The organism is Streptomyces sp. NPDC048671 (assembly GCF_055587045.1).
The window spans coordinates 128,278-142,387 of record NZ_JBVJHB010000019.1 but is presented as its reverse complement, the minus strand read 5'-3'; the positions used below and the strand labels follow the sequence as shown (position 1 = coordinate 142,387).

The following is a 14,110-nucleotide window of genomic DNA, read 5'->3' as shown; positions in this document are numbered from 1 at the left end:
TCCAACGTCAGGTCATCGGCGAAATGCCGGTCACCGGTCGCGTCGGGCACGTACTTCACACAGACAACGATCCTCAAGCTCACGCCGGCTCTCCTACTGCATCGTCATTTCCGGGCTGCCTTGTTGCACGCAGCATAGGCGCCTGATGGGGCGATTTCCGGTCGGAGCGACCGACGCTCCGACCGGAATATTACTCGCCAGTACACCTAGTGCATGCCCTGTGGGCAAGCGCTTTGAACTGTGATCTGGACGACGCCCGGCGCCCACGTGCCACCAAGGGGCTCTCAGTCTCGCAGAGCAGTGAACCGGCCCTGGTGATAGACCAGCGGCCGCCCGGACCCGGCCGGGTCCCCGACCACCGCCTGGGCGATCACGATCCGGTGGTCCCCCGCCGGGATCCGCGCGACGACCCGGCAGACCAGCCACGCCAGCACGCCGTCGAGCACCGGGACGCCTTCCGGCCCACTGCGCCAATAGGTGGACGGACCGAACCGGTCGGCACCGCTGCGCGCGAAGGTGGCGGCCAGTTCCCGCTGGTGTTCGCCGAGTATGTGGACCCCGATGTGCTCCGCCTCCGCGACGACCGGCCAACTGGAGGACGAGGTGCCCACGCCGAAGGAGATGAGGGGCGGCTCGGCGGCCACGGAGTTGAGGGAGGTGGCCGTGAAGCCGACCGGCCGGTCACCGGCGGCGGTGATCACGGCGACTCCGGCCGCGTGCTGCCGGAACACGGAGCGGAGGAGGTCCGGGGATGCCGTCCGGGCGTTGCCGAGCTCGGGTGATGCCGTCATGGAGATGTCGTCCTTCTGCGCGTCGGGGGTACGGGGCCGTGGATGCTCAGGCATCCGGACAGCGCGCACTCGCACAGCGGGCGAGGTCGACATGGACCCGGCCGTAGAGAAGGAGTACTGGCGGCATAGCGTCAGAGTGACGATGCATGGTGGGTGCAGTCAAGACCGTCCCACAAGGTGGGAGATGCGTCACGGCCCGTCATATCGCCTGTCCCAGTGCGGCCACGACATCGACGGTGCGTGGCTGTCCGACCGCGCGTCGGACGATCCGGCCGGAGGCGTCGAGCACCAGAACGGTCGGGGTTCTGCTGATGTCGAGTGCCCGCACGAGAGTGAGATGCGCCTCGGCGTCGATCTCCACATGGACGACGCCGTCGACCATTCCCACCACCTCGACGAGCGTGCGCCGGGTGGCCCGGCAGGGCTGGCAGAACGCGCTGGAGAACTGGACGAGAGTCGCCCGCTCCCCCAGTTCAACGCCGAGTTGGGCGATATCCAGCCTGTTCACCTGTGCCTGCCCATCCATTTCCGGCCCCCTGTCAGAGCTCTGCCCAAAGAGTCAGCGCCCGCGTCCGCCGAGACATTCCCGGCTGTTCCACGTGACGAGAATCTCGCGCCCCGCGCCCGCCGAGACTGGCCACCGCGACGCGCATGGGGCACGATCGGCCCAATGCCGAAAACCTACGGCTGCGTAACTTCCGCCGGGAGAACCCTCCCCAGGCGCTGAAGAAGGGTCTCCCCCAGATGGCAGAACTCGTCTATCGGCCGGTCATCGGCGCCGCTCGTACGTTTTTCAAGGCGCTCGACCTGAAGATCGACACCCAGGGCTGGGAGCACATCCCGAAGACTGGTGGCGCGGTTCTGGTCAGCAATCACATCAGCTATCTGGACTTCATCTTCACTGGGCTCGCGACGCTGCCGCAGAAGCGGCTCGTCCGCTTCATGGCGAAGGAATCGGTGTTCCGGCACAGGGTCTCCGGACCGCTGATGCGCGGCATGAAGCACATCCCCGTCGACCGCAAGCAGGGCGAGGACGCGTATGCGCACGCCCTCGCCTCGCTGCGCTCGGGCGAGATCGTCGGCGTGTTCCCCGAGGCGACGATCTCGGAGTCCTTCACGCTGAAGAACTTCAAGTCGGGTGCCGCGCGGCTGGCCCAGGAGGCCGGGGTGCCGCTGATCCCGATGGCGCTGTGGGGAACCCAGCGGCTGTGGACCAAGGGCCGCCCGCGCAACTTCAGGCGCAGCCACATCCCGGTGACGATCCGCGTCGGCGAGCCGGTGGAGGCCCCCACCGACCAGTACGCGGGCGCGATCACCCGCCGGCTGCGCGAGCGCGTGCAGGAGCTCCTCGAAGCCGCTCAGCGCGCCTACCCGGTGCGCCCGAGGGACGCGAGCGACACCTGGTGGGTTCCCGCCCATCTCGGCGGTACGGCCCCGACCCCCGCCGAGGTCCGCGAGCGCGGCTGACTCCGACCGGGTCATGGCCACGGCTGAAACGTCACTCCGGCCGGGTGTTCCACGCCTGTGCGCCGCCCGCGAATCAGAGCGCCGTCGGAAGCGTGCCCCAGAGCTGGGCACGGTCGGACGCGGCCCGCAGGCCACGCAGGACCAGCGGGTGCGGTGCCGCATAGAGCCCCGGGTAGTCCATTTCATTGAACTCCGGCCGGATCGGCCAGGCCAGGTGTTCCTCATCCAGTGAGAACCGCGCGTCGACGCCCGGCCGGTTGCCCCGCGGGTCCTGGCGGTCCCAGCGGTCCCGGCCGGGGAGCCGCAGCGCGATCAGTCCGTGCACCGGCCCCGGGTCCCCGTTGTCGTCCGCGAGCCGCTGGTAGCAGAGGGCCGCCGGGATGCCCTCCGCGCGCAGCAGGGCGGCCAGGGCGTGGGACTTGGCGTGGCAGATGCCATTGCGGGTCGCCAGGACGTCCGAGGCGCGCCAGGTGACCCGCGTGTCCCCCGAGTCGGCGGAGTGCGTGATGCCGTCGCGTACGAAGTCGTAGGCGGCAGCCGCGTATGTATATGCGTCTTCGGTTACGGAACGCAGGTGCGCGGCCGTCTCCCGGACCAGCGGATGTCCGTGGTCGATCGCCTCGTCGGCCGCGAGGTAGGCAGAGGTTCCGGGGGCCTGCTGAATCAGCTCCATGGCCGCCGAGCGTAGGTATGCGGCCGACCGGAAGTCAATCATTTTCCGGTCGGCCGCATAATCATGCAGTGATTGCTACGCCGTCATCTCTTCCTTCAGCGCGAGGACGAACGTGTCGACGTCGTCCTCCGTGGTGTCGAAGGCGCACATCCAGCGCACGTCCCCGGCCTTCTCGTCCCAGAAGTAGAAGCGGAAGCGCTTCTGCAGCCGCTCGCTCACCGCGTGCGGGAGCCGCGCGAAGACGGCGTTGGCCTGGACGGCGTGGAGGATCTCCACTCCGTCCACCGCGCGGACCCCCTCGGCGAGCCGCTGGGCCATGGCGTTGGCGTGCCGGGCATTGCGCAGCCAGAGGTCGCCGGCGAGCAGCGCCTCCAGTTGCACGGAGACGAATCGCATCTTGGAGGCGAGCTGCATCGACAGCTTGCGCAGATGCTTCATGGCGCGGACGGCATCGGGGTTCAGGACCACGACGGCCTCGCCGAAGATCGCCCCGTTCTTCGTGCCGCCGAAGGAGAGCACATCGACGCCGACGGTGTTGGTGAAGGTGCGCATCGGTACGTCCAGGGAGGCCGCGGCATTGGCTATCCGTGCCCCGTCGAGGTGGACCTTCATGCCGTGCCCGTGGGCGTGCTCACAGATGGCGCGGATCTCGCCGGGTGTGTAGACCGTGCCGAGCTCGGTGTTCTGGGTGATCGAGACGACCTGCGGCATGGCACGGTGCTCGTCGTCCCATCCGTACGCCTGCCGGTCGATGAGCTCGGGCGTGAGTTTGCCGTCCTCGGTGGGCACCGTGAGCAGTTTGAGGCCGCCGACCCGCTCCGGGGCGCCGCCCTCGTCCACGTTGATGTGGGCGGATTCCGCGCAGATGACCGCGCCCCAGCGGTCGGTCATCGCCTGGAGCGAGACGACGTTGGCGCCGGTTCCGTTGAACACGGGAAAGGCTTCGGCGGTGGGGCCGAAGTGGCTGTGCATCACGCGCTGGAGATGACCGGTGTACTCGTCCTCGCCGTAGGCGATCTGATGTCCGCCGTTGGCGAGGGCGAGGGCCGCCAGGATCTCCGGGTGGGTTCCCGCGTAGTTGTCACTGGCGAAGCCGCGTACCTGCGGGTCGTGATGACGACGCGCGTCGGTCCTTACGGTTGCGGGGTCAGCCACAGGCGCTTTCCGTTCACTTCCGGGGCAGGCCGGTCCCAGACGCCGGCGATGGCATCGGCCAGCTCCTTGACGTCGGTGAAGCCCGCGAACTTCGCATTCGGGCGCTCGGCGCGCATCGCGTCGTGCACCAGTGCCTTCACGACCAGGATCGCAGCCGCGCTCCGGGACGCGTCCTCGCCCCCCGCCTTGCGGAAGGCGTCCGCGAGCGCGAGGGTCCAGGCCTCGGCCGCCGCCTTCGACGCGGCGTAGGCGGCGTTGCCCGCGGTGGGCTTGCTCGCACCGGCCGCGCTGATCAGCAGGTAGCGGCCGCGGTCACTGCGCTGCAGGCCGCTCTGGAAGGCCAGCGAGGTGTGCTGGACGGTCCGGATCAGCAGCTTCTCCAGCAGCGTCCAGTCGGCGAGGTCCGTCTCGGCGAAGCCGGCGCTTCCGCGCCAGCCGCCCACGAGGTGGACGAGCCCGTCGATCCGGCCGAACTCCTTCTCCGTCCTGTCGGCCCACTCACGGGCGGCGCCGAGGTCGAGCAGGTCCACGGTGTCCCCGGTGACGGTGGCGCCGCCGTGGGCGTAGCGGGCCGCGTCGACCGCCTCGGCGAGCCGGGTGGCGTTCGCGTCCGAGGCGACGACGATCGCGCCCGCCTCGGCGAGCCGGAGCAGCGTGGCCCGGCCGGCCGGTCCGGCCGCCCCCGCCACGGCGACCACGGCTCCTTCGAGCGCACCGCTCCCGCTGCTCTTGCCGTTTCCGTTCATGACCACCGTCTCCTCGCTCCGTGCGCTCACGCGGCCGCCTGCCCGGCGTCCGCGGCGGTGATCCCCTTGGTGGAGGCGATCACGTTCTTCAGTTTCTTGGAGAGCGCCTCATAGAACATGCTCAGGGGAAACTCGTCCGGAAGCACGTCGTCGACGAGTTTACGGGGCGGCTGGGAGAGGTCCAGGGCGTCGGGGCCCTTGGCCCAGCGGGAGCCGGGGTGCGGCGCCAGATAGCCGGCGACCAGGTCGTACGCGGCGAACCAGTGGACGAGCTTGGGGCGGTCGATGCCGTCGCGGTAGAGCTTCTCGATCTCGCCGCAGAGCTGGTTGGTGATCCGCGGGGCCAGCTCCCAGTCGATCTTCAGGGTGTTGTCGGTCCAGCGCACGACATCGTGCTTGTGGAGGTAGGCGAAGAGCAGCTGGCCGCCGAGTCCGTCGTAGTTGCGGACGCGCTCGCCGGTGACCGGGAAGCGGAACATCCGGTCGAACAGCACGGCGTACTGGACGTCGCGGCCCTGGCCGAAGCCGTCGGCCTCCAGCTTCACGGCCTCCCGGAAGGCGGTGAGGTCGCAGCGCAGCTCTTCGAGGCCGTACATCCAGAACGGCTGGCGCTGCTTGATCATGAACGGGTCGAACGGCAGGTCACCGTGGCTGTGGGTGCGGTCGTGGACCATGTCCCAGAGCACGAAGGCCTGCTCGCAGCGCTGCTGGTCGCCGATCATTTCGCGGATGTCATCGGGCAGCTCGACGCCGAGGAGCTCGACGGACGCCTCGGTGACCCGGCGGAAGCGGGCGGCCTCGCGGTCGCAGAAGATGCCGCCCCAGCTGAAGCGCTCGGGGGCCTCGCGCACGGCGATGGTCTCCGGGAAGAGCACCGCGGAGTTGGTGTCGTAACCGGAGGTGAAGTCCTCGAAGGTGATCCCGCAGAACAGCGGGTTGTCGTAACGGGTCGCCTCCAGATCGGCGAGCCACTCGGGCCAGACCATCCGGAGCACGACCGCTTCGAGGTTGCGGTCGGGGTTGCCGTTCTGCGTGTACATCGCGAAGACGACCAGGTGCTGCAGCCCGTCGGCGCGCTCCTTGGCCGGCTGGAAGGCGAGCAGCGAGTCGAGGAAGTCCGGGATGCCGAAGCCGTCGGCCGCCCAGCGGCGCAGGTCCGCGACGAGGGCTCGGTGGTACGCGGCGTCGTGCGGGAGCAGCGGGGAGAGCTGCTCGACCGCGGCGGTCACCCGGTCCAGCGTCGCCCCGGCGGTCGCCTGGGAGGGCGCACCCTCGGCGCCGAAGTCGATGGAGCCGTCCTTCGACTGCCAGGGGCGGATCTCCTCCACGGCGTCCTTGAGCGCGGGCCAGGCCGGGTGCTCGATCACCCGCTGGGCGGCGGTTATGCCGTCTGCTGCGGCGTCGTGCACAAGAATTTCCGTCATAACACTTCCTCCACAGGAGAACCTCGCGTCAAGCAACCGTATCCGTGTGCGGTTCCCTGAGACAAGTGGGGCCCTGGAAATTATCCTGCCCAACCCCATGGTCACCGCGTTTTTTCCTGTCACGCAACATTGCGACAGTCGCTTCTGGGTCGCCGGCCACGAGGGGCCCCAGGAAGGGGCCAGTGATCTCAGGGCTTCGCACGGCTGCCCGGCAACCCCGTGCGAGACACGCCCACACACGAGTGACACAGCTCGCGGGGCGCGCGCCGCGGCCGGTAGGACGGACCGCGTCAGCTCTTCCGTACCACTCCGGAGAACCGCCGCGTGAGCATCCGTGCCGTCCTGGTCGCAGCCGTCATCACCGGGTTCCTGCTCGGCGCGGCCGATGTCCAGGGGCACGGCGCCCCGCTCACCCGCCCGGCCGCCCCGCTCGCCGCGAAAGGACACCAGGGTGCCGGATCGCGGTCATGCCGTGGTGCCGCGTGGGTAGAAGCAGCACACGGGGAGACGCCGTCGACGGAAGCGAGAGTGCCTTGTCTTTTCTCACCATCGGTCACCGCGGGGTGATGGGTGTCGAACCGGAGAACACCCTGCGTTCGTTCGTCCACGCCGAGCAGGCCGGGATGGACCTCATCGAACTGGACCTTCACCTGAGCAAGGACGGCGCTCTCGCCGTCATGCACGACGCCGAAGTGGACCGTACGACCGACGGCAAGGGCCCGATCGCGGAGAAGACCCTGACCGAGCTGCGCGAACTCGACGCCGGCCGGGGCGAGCGGGTGCCGGTCTTCGAGGAGGTCCTCGACGCCGTGGCATCCCCGTTGCAGGCGGAGATCAAGGACGTGGCCGCCGCCCGCACGCTGGCGGAGGTGATGCGGCGGCGCGATCTCGTCGACCGGGTCGAGGTGATCTCGTTCCACGACGAGGCGATCGCCGAGATCGCGCAACTGGTGCCCGGGGTGCGCACGGCACTCGTCGCCAGCCGCTGGGGCGACGACCTGGTGAACCGCGCGAAGGCGGTGGGCGCCACCCGGCTGGTGCTCAACGTCCGGCGCATCACCCTGGAGCTGGTGGAGAAGGCGCACGCCGAGCGGCTGACGGTGGTCGGCTGGGTGGTCAACACGCAGGACCACCTGCGGCTCGCCCGCGGGCTCGGGCTCGACGGCGCGACCACCGACTTCCCGGAGATCCGCCGCGCGGGCCGGTTCACCGCATAGCCGCTTCTCAGTCCGTCGGCAGGTCCTTGACCAGCAGTTCGAAGGCGAGGTCGTCGCGCTGCGGGATACCGAAGCGCTCATCGCCGTACGGGAACGGGCTCATCTTTCCCGTACGGCGGTAGCCGCGGCGCTCGTACCAGGCGATCAGATCCTCCCGGACCGAGATCACTGTCATGTGCATCTCACGCACCCCCCAGCTCTCCCGGACGGTGCGCTCGGCCTCGGCGATGATCACCTTGCCGAGGCCCCCGCCCTGGAGCGAGGGGCGGACCGCGAACATTCCGAAGTAGGCGGCCTCACCCCGGTGCTCGAGCTGGCAGCAGGCGACCGGCCCGCCGTCGCGCTCCACCACGAGCATCCTGCTGCCGGGGGCCTCCACCACCGCGCGGACGCCCTGCGGGTCGGTCCGCCGGCCCTGCAGAATGTCCGCCTCGGTGGTCCATCCGGCGCGGCTGGAGTCGCCGCGGTACGCGGACTGGATGAGCTCCACGAGCGCGGGCACATCCGCGTCGGTCGCGTCGCGGAAGGTCAGCTCTGCCGAATCCCGGGGCGGGGCGGTGTCCATGAGGGGCTCTCCGTTTCTCTGCTGTGGCCGTGCCGCAGCAGCGTAGCTCTCCGGACACGGCCTACGCTCCGGACCATGGTTCATGTGCTGAGCAGCCGGATCCTGTTGCGCCCCACGAATCCCGAACGGTCACGTGCCTTCTACGGAGAGTCGCTCGGGCTGCCCGTCCACCGGGAGTTCGGCACCGGTCCCGAGCGGGGGACGGTCTACTTCCTGGGCGGCGGCTTCCTGGAAGTGTCCGGCCGCGGTGACGCGCCGCCGTCTCCCGGACTGCTGCTGTGGCTCCAGGTGGCCGATGTGCGGGCGGCGTACGAGGAGGTGTCGGCCCGCGGTGTGGAGGTGCTGCGGGCGCCGAGGCGTGAGCCCTGGGGGCTCGACGAGATGTGGATCTCCGATCCGGACGGGGTCCGCATCGCCGTCGTCGAGGTGCCCGAGCACCATCCGCTGCGCTTCCGGCCCTGACGTCCGGGCCGCTCGCACCAGGTCTGTCGCAATACACCCCCGCCGCGCGCTCCCCCAGTACTCCAGTGCGCCGCGTACAGGCGTCCGGCCCCGGGCATCGACTAGACGACGGCGATGTCGTTCGCCCGGGGGAGGTCTGCTGTGCATGGACCGGCGGTGTCCGGCTGGCTGCTGATGGCGTTGTGCGCGCTGACGGGCGCGTACTGCCTGCTGCGTACCCGCAGCGGGACCGGGGAGGAGCGCAGGACGGCGCGGGCGGAGGCGCTGATGGGCTTCGGCATGGCCGCCATGGCGGTGCCCGCGGCCGTCGTCGCCCCGCCCGCGTGGGGATGGGCCGTGTACGCGGCGCTGTTCGGCGTCGCCGCGTTGCGTGCCCTCTGGTTCTCCCGCCGCAGCGGTCACCATCTGCACCATCTGGTCGGCTCGTCGGCGATGGTCTACATGGCCGTCGTGATGGGTCCTGGCGGGTCGGCGCACGGTGGTCACGGATCGCACACCATGGCCGCGGCCGGGGGCGCACCGCTGCTGACCGGGCTGCTCCTCGCCTACTACGCCGCCTATGTACTGCGCTCGGGCGCCCGGCTGATCCCGGTGGCCGCGACGACGACCGGCGGCGGGACCGTGGTCGGCGGACCGCCGGCGGCAGGCTGGGCGAACCGGCCGGAGCTGGCGCTGGCCTGCCGTCTGACCATGGGGATATCGATGTTCGCGATGCTGCTCACCCTGTGAGACAGCGGGCCCGTCAAACCGTGGCGTACATCACTTGGCGAGCGCAGCCATACCCGTGTGTGCCGTGCCCCTCATAAGGTGACGCCATGTTGGTCTCTCTCGCGCTGCTGCTGCTCGGTGCACTGGCCGCCGTCGTGACCCCTCGGCTGATGGCGCGGGCCGAGTGGCCGGAGCGCGAGCCCGTCGTGGCGCTGTGGGTGTGGCAGTGCGTGGTGGCCGGCGTGCTGCTCTCCTTCGCCCTGTCCATGACGTTCAGCGCGGCGGCGGCCTGGCAGGCGGTGCGCGGCCATGTCTTCGCGCCCGCGCCGCACGCCGTGGTCGATGCCTACGCCCTTGCGGCGTACGGGCCCTGGTCGGCCGTGATGGCGGTGGTGCTGGCACTGGGCGGTGTGTGGACGGCCGCGATGCTGACCCGGGAGATCCGCCGGGCGCAGCTGCGGCGCAGGCGGCGGCGTGCCGAACTCCTGGTGCGTTCCCCGCTGATGCCCGGCGAGGAGCCCGGCGGCGAACGGCTGGTGGTGCTGGAGGGGGAACGCCCCGACGCCTGGTGGCTGCCGGGTGCGGCACCCCAACTGGTCATCACCACCGCGGCGCTGGGAAGGCTGAAGGGCCGTCAGCTGGATGCGGTGCTCGCGCATGAGCAGGGTCACGCGAAGGCGCGCCACGACTGGCTGCTGAACTGCTCCGCCGCGCTGGCGTCCGGGTTTCCGCAGGTGCCGGTGTTCGCGGCGTTCCGCGGCGAGATGCACCGGCTCGTCGAGCTGGCCGCCGACGATGTGGCTTCACGCCGCTTCGGCCGGCTGACGACCGCCCTGGCACTGGTCGAACTCAACGAGGACCGGGGAGTGTTCGGTCCGTCCCCGACACCGGACGCGCAGGTGCCGCTCCGGGTCGACCGGCTGCTGGCGCCTGCGGGGCGGCTCACCGCGGGCCGCCGGCTGCGGCTGACCGCGGCGGCGGCGCTCGTGCCGGCGATTCCCCTGCTGGTCGCGCTCGTTCCGGCGATCAGCGCGCTGGGTTAGCGGGGCAGCGCCCCGTCCCGGCGGGACACGCCCTCCGGGACCGGAGTACGGGGATGGCCCCACCTGGCTCGCGTCGGCGAGGATCCCTCCATGCACCACTCCCCGCGCCTCTCCCGCCCGGACCGTATCCGCGCCTCTCGGCAGGCCCTGTGGACCGGGACCGTCTGCGCGGCCCTCTTCCTGGTGGTGCTGGTCCTGGTCGCCGCGCGGTGGTCCCCGCTGATGGGCCTGGACCGTACGGTCGCCGACGCGCTGCACCGGCTGGCGGTGACCGAGCCCGGCCTCGTCCACGTCAACCGGGTGCTGACGGACTGGCTGTGGGATCCCTGGACGATGCGCGCGCTGACCGCCGTCGCCGTGGTGGCCCTGTGGTGGCACGGGGCCCGGCTGCTCGCGGGCTGGGTGGCGGCCACGAGTGTGCTCTCCGCTCTGTTGCAGCAGGGGATCAAGGCCGCCGTCGGCCGGGAGCGTCCCCGGTGGCCGGACCCGGTGGACTCCGCCCACTACGCGGCGTTCCCCTCCGGGCACGCGATGACGGCGGTGGTGAGCTGCGGACTGCTGTTGTGGCTGCTGCGCCGGCGGGGCGCCGGGCCCCGGATGTGGCGGGCGGCCCTGGTGGCGGCGTGGGTCTCGGTGCTCGGGGTCGGCGTCACCCGGCTGTACCTGGGCGTGCACTGGCCGTCCGATGTGCTGGGCGGGTGGCTGCTGGGGGCCGCGCTGGCCGCGTTCGCGGTGGCGGGGATTCGAACGGTACGAGTCGCGTGAGCGGCCTTCGCGGGGCGTCTGAACAGGCATCCTTGCGGCGTTGTCGGCGCATCGGCGAGGATCGGGGCCATGCCGATCAAGGGTGTGCTCTTCGGCTTCTCCGGGACGCTGTTCCGGATCGAGTCCGTCCGGTCCTGGCTCGCCGCGGCCCTCGCGGAGCGAGGGGTGAGCGTGGACGCGGCCGACTTCGACCGGTACGCACGGGAGCTGGAGGCCGCCCGCGCGCTGCCGGGCGGGCCCGCCCCGCAGCGGGTGCCGGAAGCCCTGGCGCAGGACTGGGCCTCCCGTGACGAGAGCCCGCAGCGGCACCGGGCCGCATACACCGGCCTGGCCCGCCAGGTCGCGCTGCCGGATCCGGGGCTGTACGACACGCTGTACGAACGGCACCGGACCCCGGAGGCCTGGCGCCCGTATCCGGACGCGGCCGAGGTGCTGGCCGCACTGGCCGGCAGCGGCGTCCGGATCGGTGTGGTCAGCAACATCGGATGGGATCTGCGGCCGGTCTTCCGGGCGCACGGCCTGGACGCCTTCGTGGACGCGTATGTGCTCTCCTTCGAGCACGGCACACAGAAGCCGGACGCACAGCTCTTCCACACGGCCTGCACACTTCTCGGACAGCATCCGACGGATGTGGTGATGGTCGGCGACGACCGGCACGCGGACGCCGGAGCCGCCGCACTGGGCTGCGAGGTGCGGTTCGTGGACCACGCACCGCTGGCCGAGCGGCCTTACGGACTGCGGGAGCTCGGATTGGTGCCCGAGGTTGCCTGAGGAACATGTGAGAGATGTCCCTTGCGCGCAATGGGTCTGATTGTCACATCGGGGCCTTAGCCTGGGAGGTATGTCCCCGACCCCGAGCCCGTCCGGTTCCGTGCGTTCCGCCGCAGTGGTGAATGAAGACATTCGCGAACTGTGGCAGCGCTCGGGCGGATGCCTGTCCCCGGAGGACGAGGAGCAGTACCAGCTGCTGCTGGTCGAGTGGGCCGCGGCTACGGGCGGCGGCACCCGGTCCGCGGCCTGAGCGCTGCCCGGTGAGGCGGCCCCGGTTCAATCCTCCGCGCGCCTCCCTGATCTGCCTGGAGCCGGGTTTCCGGTTCGCTGTGCGACGGCCTTCGGCGCGTCGCACCCTGGAGGCATGACTTCTCCCCCGATCGTGATCTTCCGTCCGTCCCCCTCAGGCGGGCGACGCGTCACCGTCCAGCGCGACGGGCGGGTCCAGATACTCGGCCTCGCGCACTCCGATCACGATGTGATCGTGTTCCTGGAGGGCGCGGGGCTCGACGACCCCGAGCGGATTCTGGACAGCCCCGAGTGGGTCGAATGGCGGGGCGGCCGGGCGCACCGGTACGAGGCGGCCTGAAACACCGCAGCGGGCCCGGCTCCACGGGGTGAGGAACCGCCTTGCCGCGGTCCCGCCGGGCGAGGAACCCCCGGCGGGACCATGTGGCGGTCAGGGCCGGCGGGCCGGCCCGCCCTGCGGCGGTCCGGCCGTCGGCTCAGCGGTCGAAGTAGTCCGGCTGCGTCTGGACGTTCAGCTCGTCCGTCCGCACCCGCTTCGCGGGGTCGGTGCGCCGGTCGTCGATCCTCAGGACGTCGAAGCCCTTCTCGATGTCGTTGGAGTAGATGTAGCCGTTGTAGTAGTACGCCGACCACGGGCCGGCCGTGGTGACCTCATCCATGGTGACGGGACCGCGCTCGAAGAAGCCGATCTCCTTCGGCTTCGACGAGTCGGTGAAGTCCCACACCGAGACTCCGCCCTGGTACCAGGCCTGGACCATCAGGTCACGGCCCTTGACCGGGATGATCGAACCGTTGTGGGCGACGCAGACCTCGGTGTCGGCCTGCGGGCGGTCGATCTTGAAGTAGCTGCGGAAGACCAGCTTGCGGTGGTCGCCCCTGCCGACGATGTCGTAGATGCCGTCGGCGCCGCGCTTCGGGCCGATCTCCTCGTTGCAGGTGGCCGCGCCACCGCCGCCGAGCTCATCGGTGAAGACGACCTTGTCGGCGCGCTGGTTGAACGTCGCCGAGTGCCAGAACGCGAAGTTCACGTTGTCCTGCACCCGGTCGATGATCTTCGGGTTCTCCGGGTCCTTGATGGAGAACAGCAGGCCGTCGCCCATGCACGCGCCGGCGGCCAGATCCTTGGAGGGCAGCACGGTGATGTCGTGGCAGCCGGTGGTCTTGGACACGCCCGGGTTCGTGGGCGCGCCCGGGTTCCCGCCGTCCGGGAAGAGCACCGGGAAGTTCACGACGCGGGACTTCTCCGGTGCCCGGCGCGGCACCTTGATGACGGAGATCCCGTCGTGCGGCGGCCGGCAGTCCGGGAACGTCTCGCTCGGCGAGTACGAGGAGACGTACACGTATACGTTCTTGCGCTCGGGGATGATCGTGTGGGTGTGCGATCCGCACGCGGTCTCGACGGCGGCGACGTACTTCGGATTGCGCTTGTCGCTGATGTCGAAGACCTTCATGCCCTCCCAGGAGGACTTCTCCGTGGCGGGCTGGGTGGTGCTCGCGCACGAGTTGTCGCTGCGCGAGGAGTCGGTCGACAGGAAGAGCAGGTTCCCGGACACGGAGATGTCGTTCTGCGATCCGGGGCACAGGACCTGGGCGACCGTCCTCGGCGACTTCGGGTTGCTGATGTCGAAGATCCTGAAGCCGTCGTAGTTCCCGGCGAAGGCGTACTTTCCCTGGAAGGCCAGGTCCGTGTTCAGTCCCTGGAGCGCGTCCTTGGGGACGTTGGCGAGATGGGTGATGTTGCGGCTGTGGACGATCTCGTCCACACCGGGTATCTCACCGCTCCTGATCGCGGCGGTCGCCTCCGCCTCCTGGCTCGTGGAGACTTCGGTTCGGGTCGCGGCCGAGTCATCTGGGTCGGGTGTCGCGGCCGCGGGTCCGGCCGTCAGCAGAGTGGCGAAGAGCCCGGCGGCGGCTGCCGCCACGCCCAGACGTCTGCGCCGCACCGGGGTGGTGTGCAACGAGGTCACTGCGTCCTCCCATGGATCCGAATGTGGTTGACCGGTTCACGGACTCCGGCAGTATCGTCCTTGCCATGGGCATCTCAACAGATGGCAACAGAGACGTAACGAGAGTT

Annotated in this window: 17 protein-coding genes and 1 pseudogene; 9 read left to right on the top strand and 9 right to left on the bottom strand. The window is 70.2% G+C overall.

The features are described from left to right. The 3 genes and pseudogenes from ACZ6S6_RS32540 to ACZ6S6_RS32530 all read right to left on the bottom strand — a co-directional run. A pseudogene (locus tag ACZ6S6_RS32540) lies at positions 1-83 on the bottom strand (electron transfer flavoprotein subunit beta); the annotation flags it as partial. Between the two features lie 201 nt (positions 84-284). Next, positions 285-791 carry a flavin reductase family protein gene (locus ACZ6S6_RS32535; RefSeq protein WP_362966065.1) on the bottom strand — a complete coding sequence of 169 codons (507 nt, stop codon included), beginning with the start codon at positions 789-791 and terminating at the stop codon, positions 285-287. 199 nt (positions 792-990) lie between these two features. Next, positions 991-1,317 (bottom strand): TlpA family protein disulfide reductase, encoded by a 327-nt coding sequence (locus ACZ6S6_RS32530; RefSeq protein WP_362966061.1) that lies wholly within the window; start codon positions 1,315-1,317, stop codon positions 991-993. A 218-nt stretch (positions 1,318-1,535) separates the two neighbouring features. Here ACZ6S6_RS32530 and ACZ6S6_RS32525 point away from each other — a divergent pair, with 218 nt between their 5' ends. Further along, positions 1,536-2,258, top strand: coding sequence for a lysophospholipid acyltransferase family protein (locus ACZ6S6_RS32525; RefSeq protein ID WP_362966059.1), 723 nt, complete (start codon positions 1,536-1,538; stop codon positions 2,256-2,258). A gap of 73 nt (positions 2,259-2,331) precedes the next feature. Here ACZ6S6_RS32525 and ACZ6S6_RS32520 read toward each other — a convergent pair whose 3' ends face one another. From ACZ6S6_RS32520 to ACZ6S6_RS32505, 4 genes are all read right to left on the bottom strand, one after another. Beyond that, positions 2,332-2,931: a transglutaminase-like domain-containing protein gene (locus tag ACZ6S6_RS32520; RefSeq protein WP_469708445.1), complete on the bottom strand. Its 600-nt coding sequence runs from the start codon at positions 2,929-2,931 to the stop codon at positions 2,332-2,334. Positions 2,932-3,006: 75 nt separating this feature from the next. Continuing rightward, positions 3,007-4,086, bottom strand: a complete 1,080-nt coding sequence (locus ACZ6S6_RS32515; protein ID WP_362966055.1) for a threonine aldolase family protein — start codon at positions 4,084-4,086, stop codon at positions 3,007-3,009. Next, positions 4,065-4,832: an SDR family NAD(P)-dependent oxidoreductase gene (locus ACZ6S6_RS32510; RefSeq protein ID WP_362966063.1), complete on the bottom strand. Its 768-nt coding sequence runs from the start codon at positions 4,830-4,832 to the stop codon at positions 4,065-4,067. The genes ACZ6S6_RS32515 and ACZ6S6_RS32510 overlap by 22 nt, the downstream gene beginning before the upstream one ends. Positions 4,833-4,858: 26 nt before the next feature. Next, positions 4,859-6,256, bottom strand: coding sequence for a DUF6421 family protein (locus tag ACZ6S6_RS32505; protein WP_469708442.1), 1,398 nt, complete (start codon positions 6,254-6,256; stop codon positions 4,859-4,861). 533 nt (positions 6,257-6,789) lie between these two features. Between ACZ6S6_RS32505 and ACZ6S6_RS32500 the strand changes: the two genes are divergently transcribed. Next, positions 6,790-7,473, top strand: coding sequence for a glycerophosphodiester phosphodiesterase (locus ACZ6S6_RS32500; RefSeq protein ID WP_362966051.1), 684 nt, complete (start codon positions 6,790-6,792; stop codon positions 7,471-7,473). Positions 7,474-7,480: 7 nt separating this feature from the next. Here ACZ6S6_RS32500 and ACZ6S6_RS32495 read toward each other — a convergent pair whose 3' ends face one another. After that, positions 7,481-8,038: a GNAT family N-acetyltransferase gene (locus ACZ6S6_RS32495; RefSeq protein ID WP_469708440.1), complete on the bottom strand. Its 558-nt coding sequence runs from the start codon at positions 8,036-8,038 to the stop codon at positions 7,481-7,483. 75 nt (positions 8,039-8,113) lie between these two features. Here ACZ6S6_RS32495 and ACZ6S6_RS32490 point away from each other — a divergent pair, with 75 nt between their 5' ends. The 7 genes from ACZ6S6_RS32490 to ACZ6S6_RS32460 all read left to right on the top strand — a co-directional run bounded on the left by ACZ6S6_RS32490 (position 8,114) and on the right by ACZ6S6_RS32460 (position 12,376). Next, a complete protein-coding gene (locus tag ACZ6S6_RS32490; protein ID WP_469708438.1) occupies positions 8,114-8,500 on the top strand; it encodes a VOC family protein in 387 nt (128 codons plus the stop codon). Positions 8,501-8,641: 141 nt separating this feature from the next. Further along, the gene (locus ACZ6S6_RS32485) at positions 8,642-9,229 is read left to right on the top strand and encodes a DUF5134 domain-containing protein (RefSeq protein ID WP_469708436.1); all 588 of its coding nucleotides are present in this window, start codon (positions 8,642-8,644) and stop codon (positions 9,227-9,229) included. Positions 9,230-9,315: 86 nt separating this feature from the next. Further along, complete coding sequence (locus ACZ6S6_RS32480) at positions 9,316-10,251, top strand: M56 family metallopeptidase (RefSeq protein WP_362966043.1); 936 nt, start codon at positions 9,316-9,318, stop codon at positions 10,249-10,251. Positions 10,252-10,341: 90 nt separating this feature from the next. Beyond that, the gene (locus tag ACZ6S6_RS32475; RefSeq protein WP_469708433.1) at positions 10,342-11,016 is read left to right on the top strand and encodes a phosphatase PAP2 family protein; all 675 of its coding nucleotides are present in this window, start codon (positions 10,342-10,344) and stop codon (positions 11,014-11,016) included. A 69-nt stretch (positions 11,017-11,085) separates the two neighbouring features. Further along, positions 11,086-11,787, top strand: a complete 702-nt coding sequence (locus tag ACZ6S6_RS32470) for an HAD family hydrolase (RefSeq protein ID WP_469708431.1) — start codon at positions 11,086-11,088, stop codon at positions 11,785-11,787. 70 nt (positions 11,788-11,857) lie between these two features. After that, complete coding sequence (locus ACZ6S6_RS32465; RefSeq protein ID WP_362966037.1) at positions 11,858-12,037, top strand: hypothetical protein; 180 nt, start codon at positions 11,858-11,860, stop codon at positions 12,035-12,037. Between the two features lie 114 nt (positions 12,038-12,151). Beyond that, the gene (locus ACZ6S6_RS32460; RefSeq protein WP_266775677.1) at positions 12,152-12,376 is read left to right on the top strand and encodes a hypothetical protein; all 225 of its coding nucleotides are present in this window, start codon (positions 12,152-12,154) and stop codon (positions 12,374-12,376) included. Between the two features lie 136 nt (positions 12,377-12,512). Here ACZ6S6_RS32460 and ACZ6S6_RS32455 read toward each other — a convergent pair whose 3' ends face one another. After that, complete coding sequence (locus tag ACZ6S6_RS32455) at positions 12,513-14,003, bottom strand: LVIVD repeat-containing protein (RefSeq protein ID WP_469708429.1); 1,491 nt, start codon at positions 14,001-14,003, stop codon at positions 12,513-12,515. Between the last annotated feature and the right edge of the window lie 107 nt (positions 14,004-14,110).

Excerpts from the sequence above, each read along its gene's own strand:
- ACZ6S6_RS32535 (WP_362966065.1), bottom strand. The coding sequence starts at position 791 with ATGACGGCATCACCCGAGCTCGGCAACGCCCGGACGGCATCCCCGGAC.
- ACZ6S6_RS32530 (WP_362966061.1), bottom strand. The coding sequence starts at position 1,317 with ATGGATGGGCAGGCACAGGTGAACAGGCTGGATATCGCCCAACTCGGC.
- ACZ6S6_RS32525 (WP_362966059.1), top strand. The coding sequence starts at position 1,536 with ATGGCAGAACTCGTCTATCGGCCGGTCATCGGCGCCGCTCGTACGTTT.
- ACZ6S6_RS32520 (WP_469708445.1), bottom strand. The coding sequence starts at position 2,931 with ATGGAGCTGATTCAGCAGGCCCCCGGAACCTCTGCCTACCTCGCGGCC.
- ACZ6S6_RS32510 (WP_362966063.1), bottom strand. The coding sequence starts at position 4,832 with ATGAACGGAAACGGCAAGAGCAGCGGGAGCGGTGCGCTCGAAGGAGCC.
- ACZ6S6_RS32505 (WP_469708442.1), bottom strand. The coding sequence starts at position 6,256 with ATGACGGAAATTCTTGTGCACGACGCCGCAGCAGACGGCATAACCGCC.
- ACZ6S6_RS32495 (WP_469708440.1), bottom strand. The coding sequence starts at position 8,038 with ATGGACACCGCCCCGCCCCGGGATTCGGCAGAGCTGACCTTCCGCGAC.
- ACZ6S6_RS32490 (WP_469708438.1), top strand. The coding sequence starts at position 8,114 with ATGGTTCATGTGCTGAGCAGCCGGATCCTGTTGCGCCCCACGAATCCC.
- ACZ6S6_RS32480 (WP_362966043.1), top strand. The coding sequence starts at position 9,316 with ATGTTGGTCTCTCTCGCGCTGCTGCTGCTCGGTGCACTGGCCGCCGTC.
- ACZ6S6_RS32475 (WP_469708433.1), top strand. The coding sequence starts at position 10,342 with ATGCACCACTCCCCGCGCCTCTCCCGCCCGGACCGTATCCGCGCCTCT.
- ACZ6S6_RS32470 (WP_469708431.1), top strand. The coding sequence starts at position 11,086 with ATGCCGATCAAGGGTGTGCTCTTCGGCTTCTCCGGGACGCTGTTCCGG.
- ACZ6S6_RS32465 (WP_362966037.1), top strand. The coding sequence starts at position 11,858 with ATGTCCCCGACCCCGAGCCCGTCCGGTTCCGTGCGTTCCGCCGCAGTG.
- ACZ6S6_RS32460 (WP_266775677.1), top strand. The coding sequence starts at position 12,152 with ATGACTTCTCCCCCGATCGTGATCTTCCGTCCGTCCCCCTCAGGCGGG.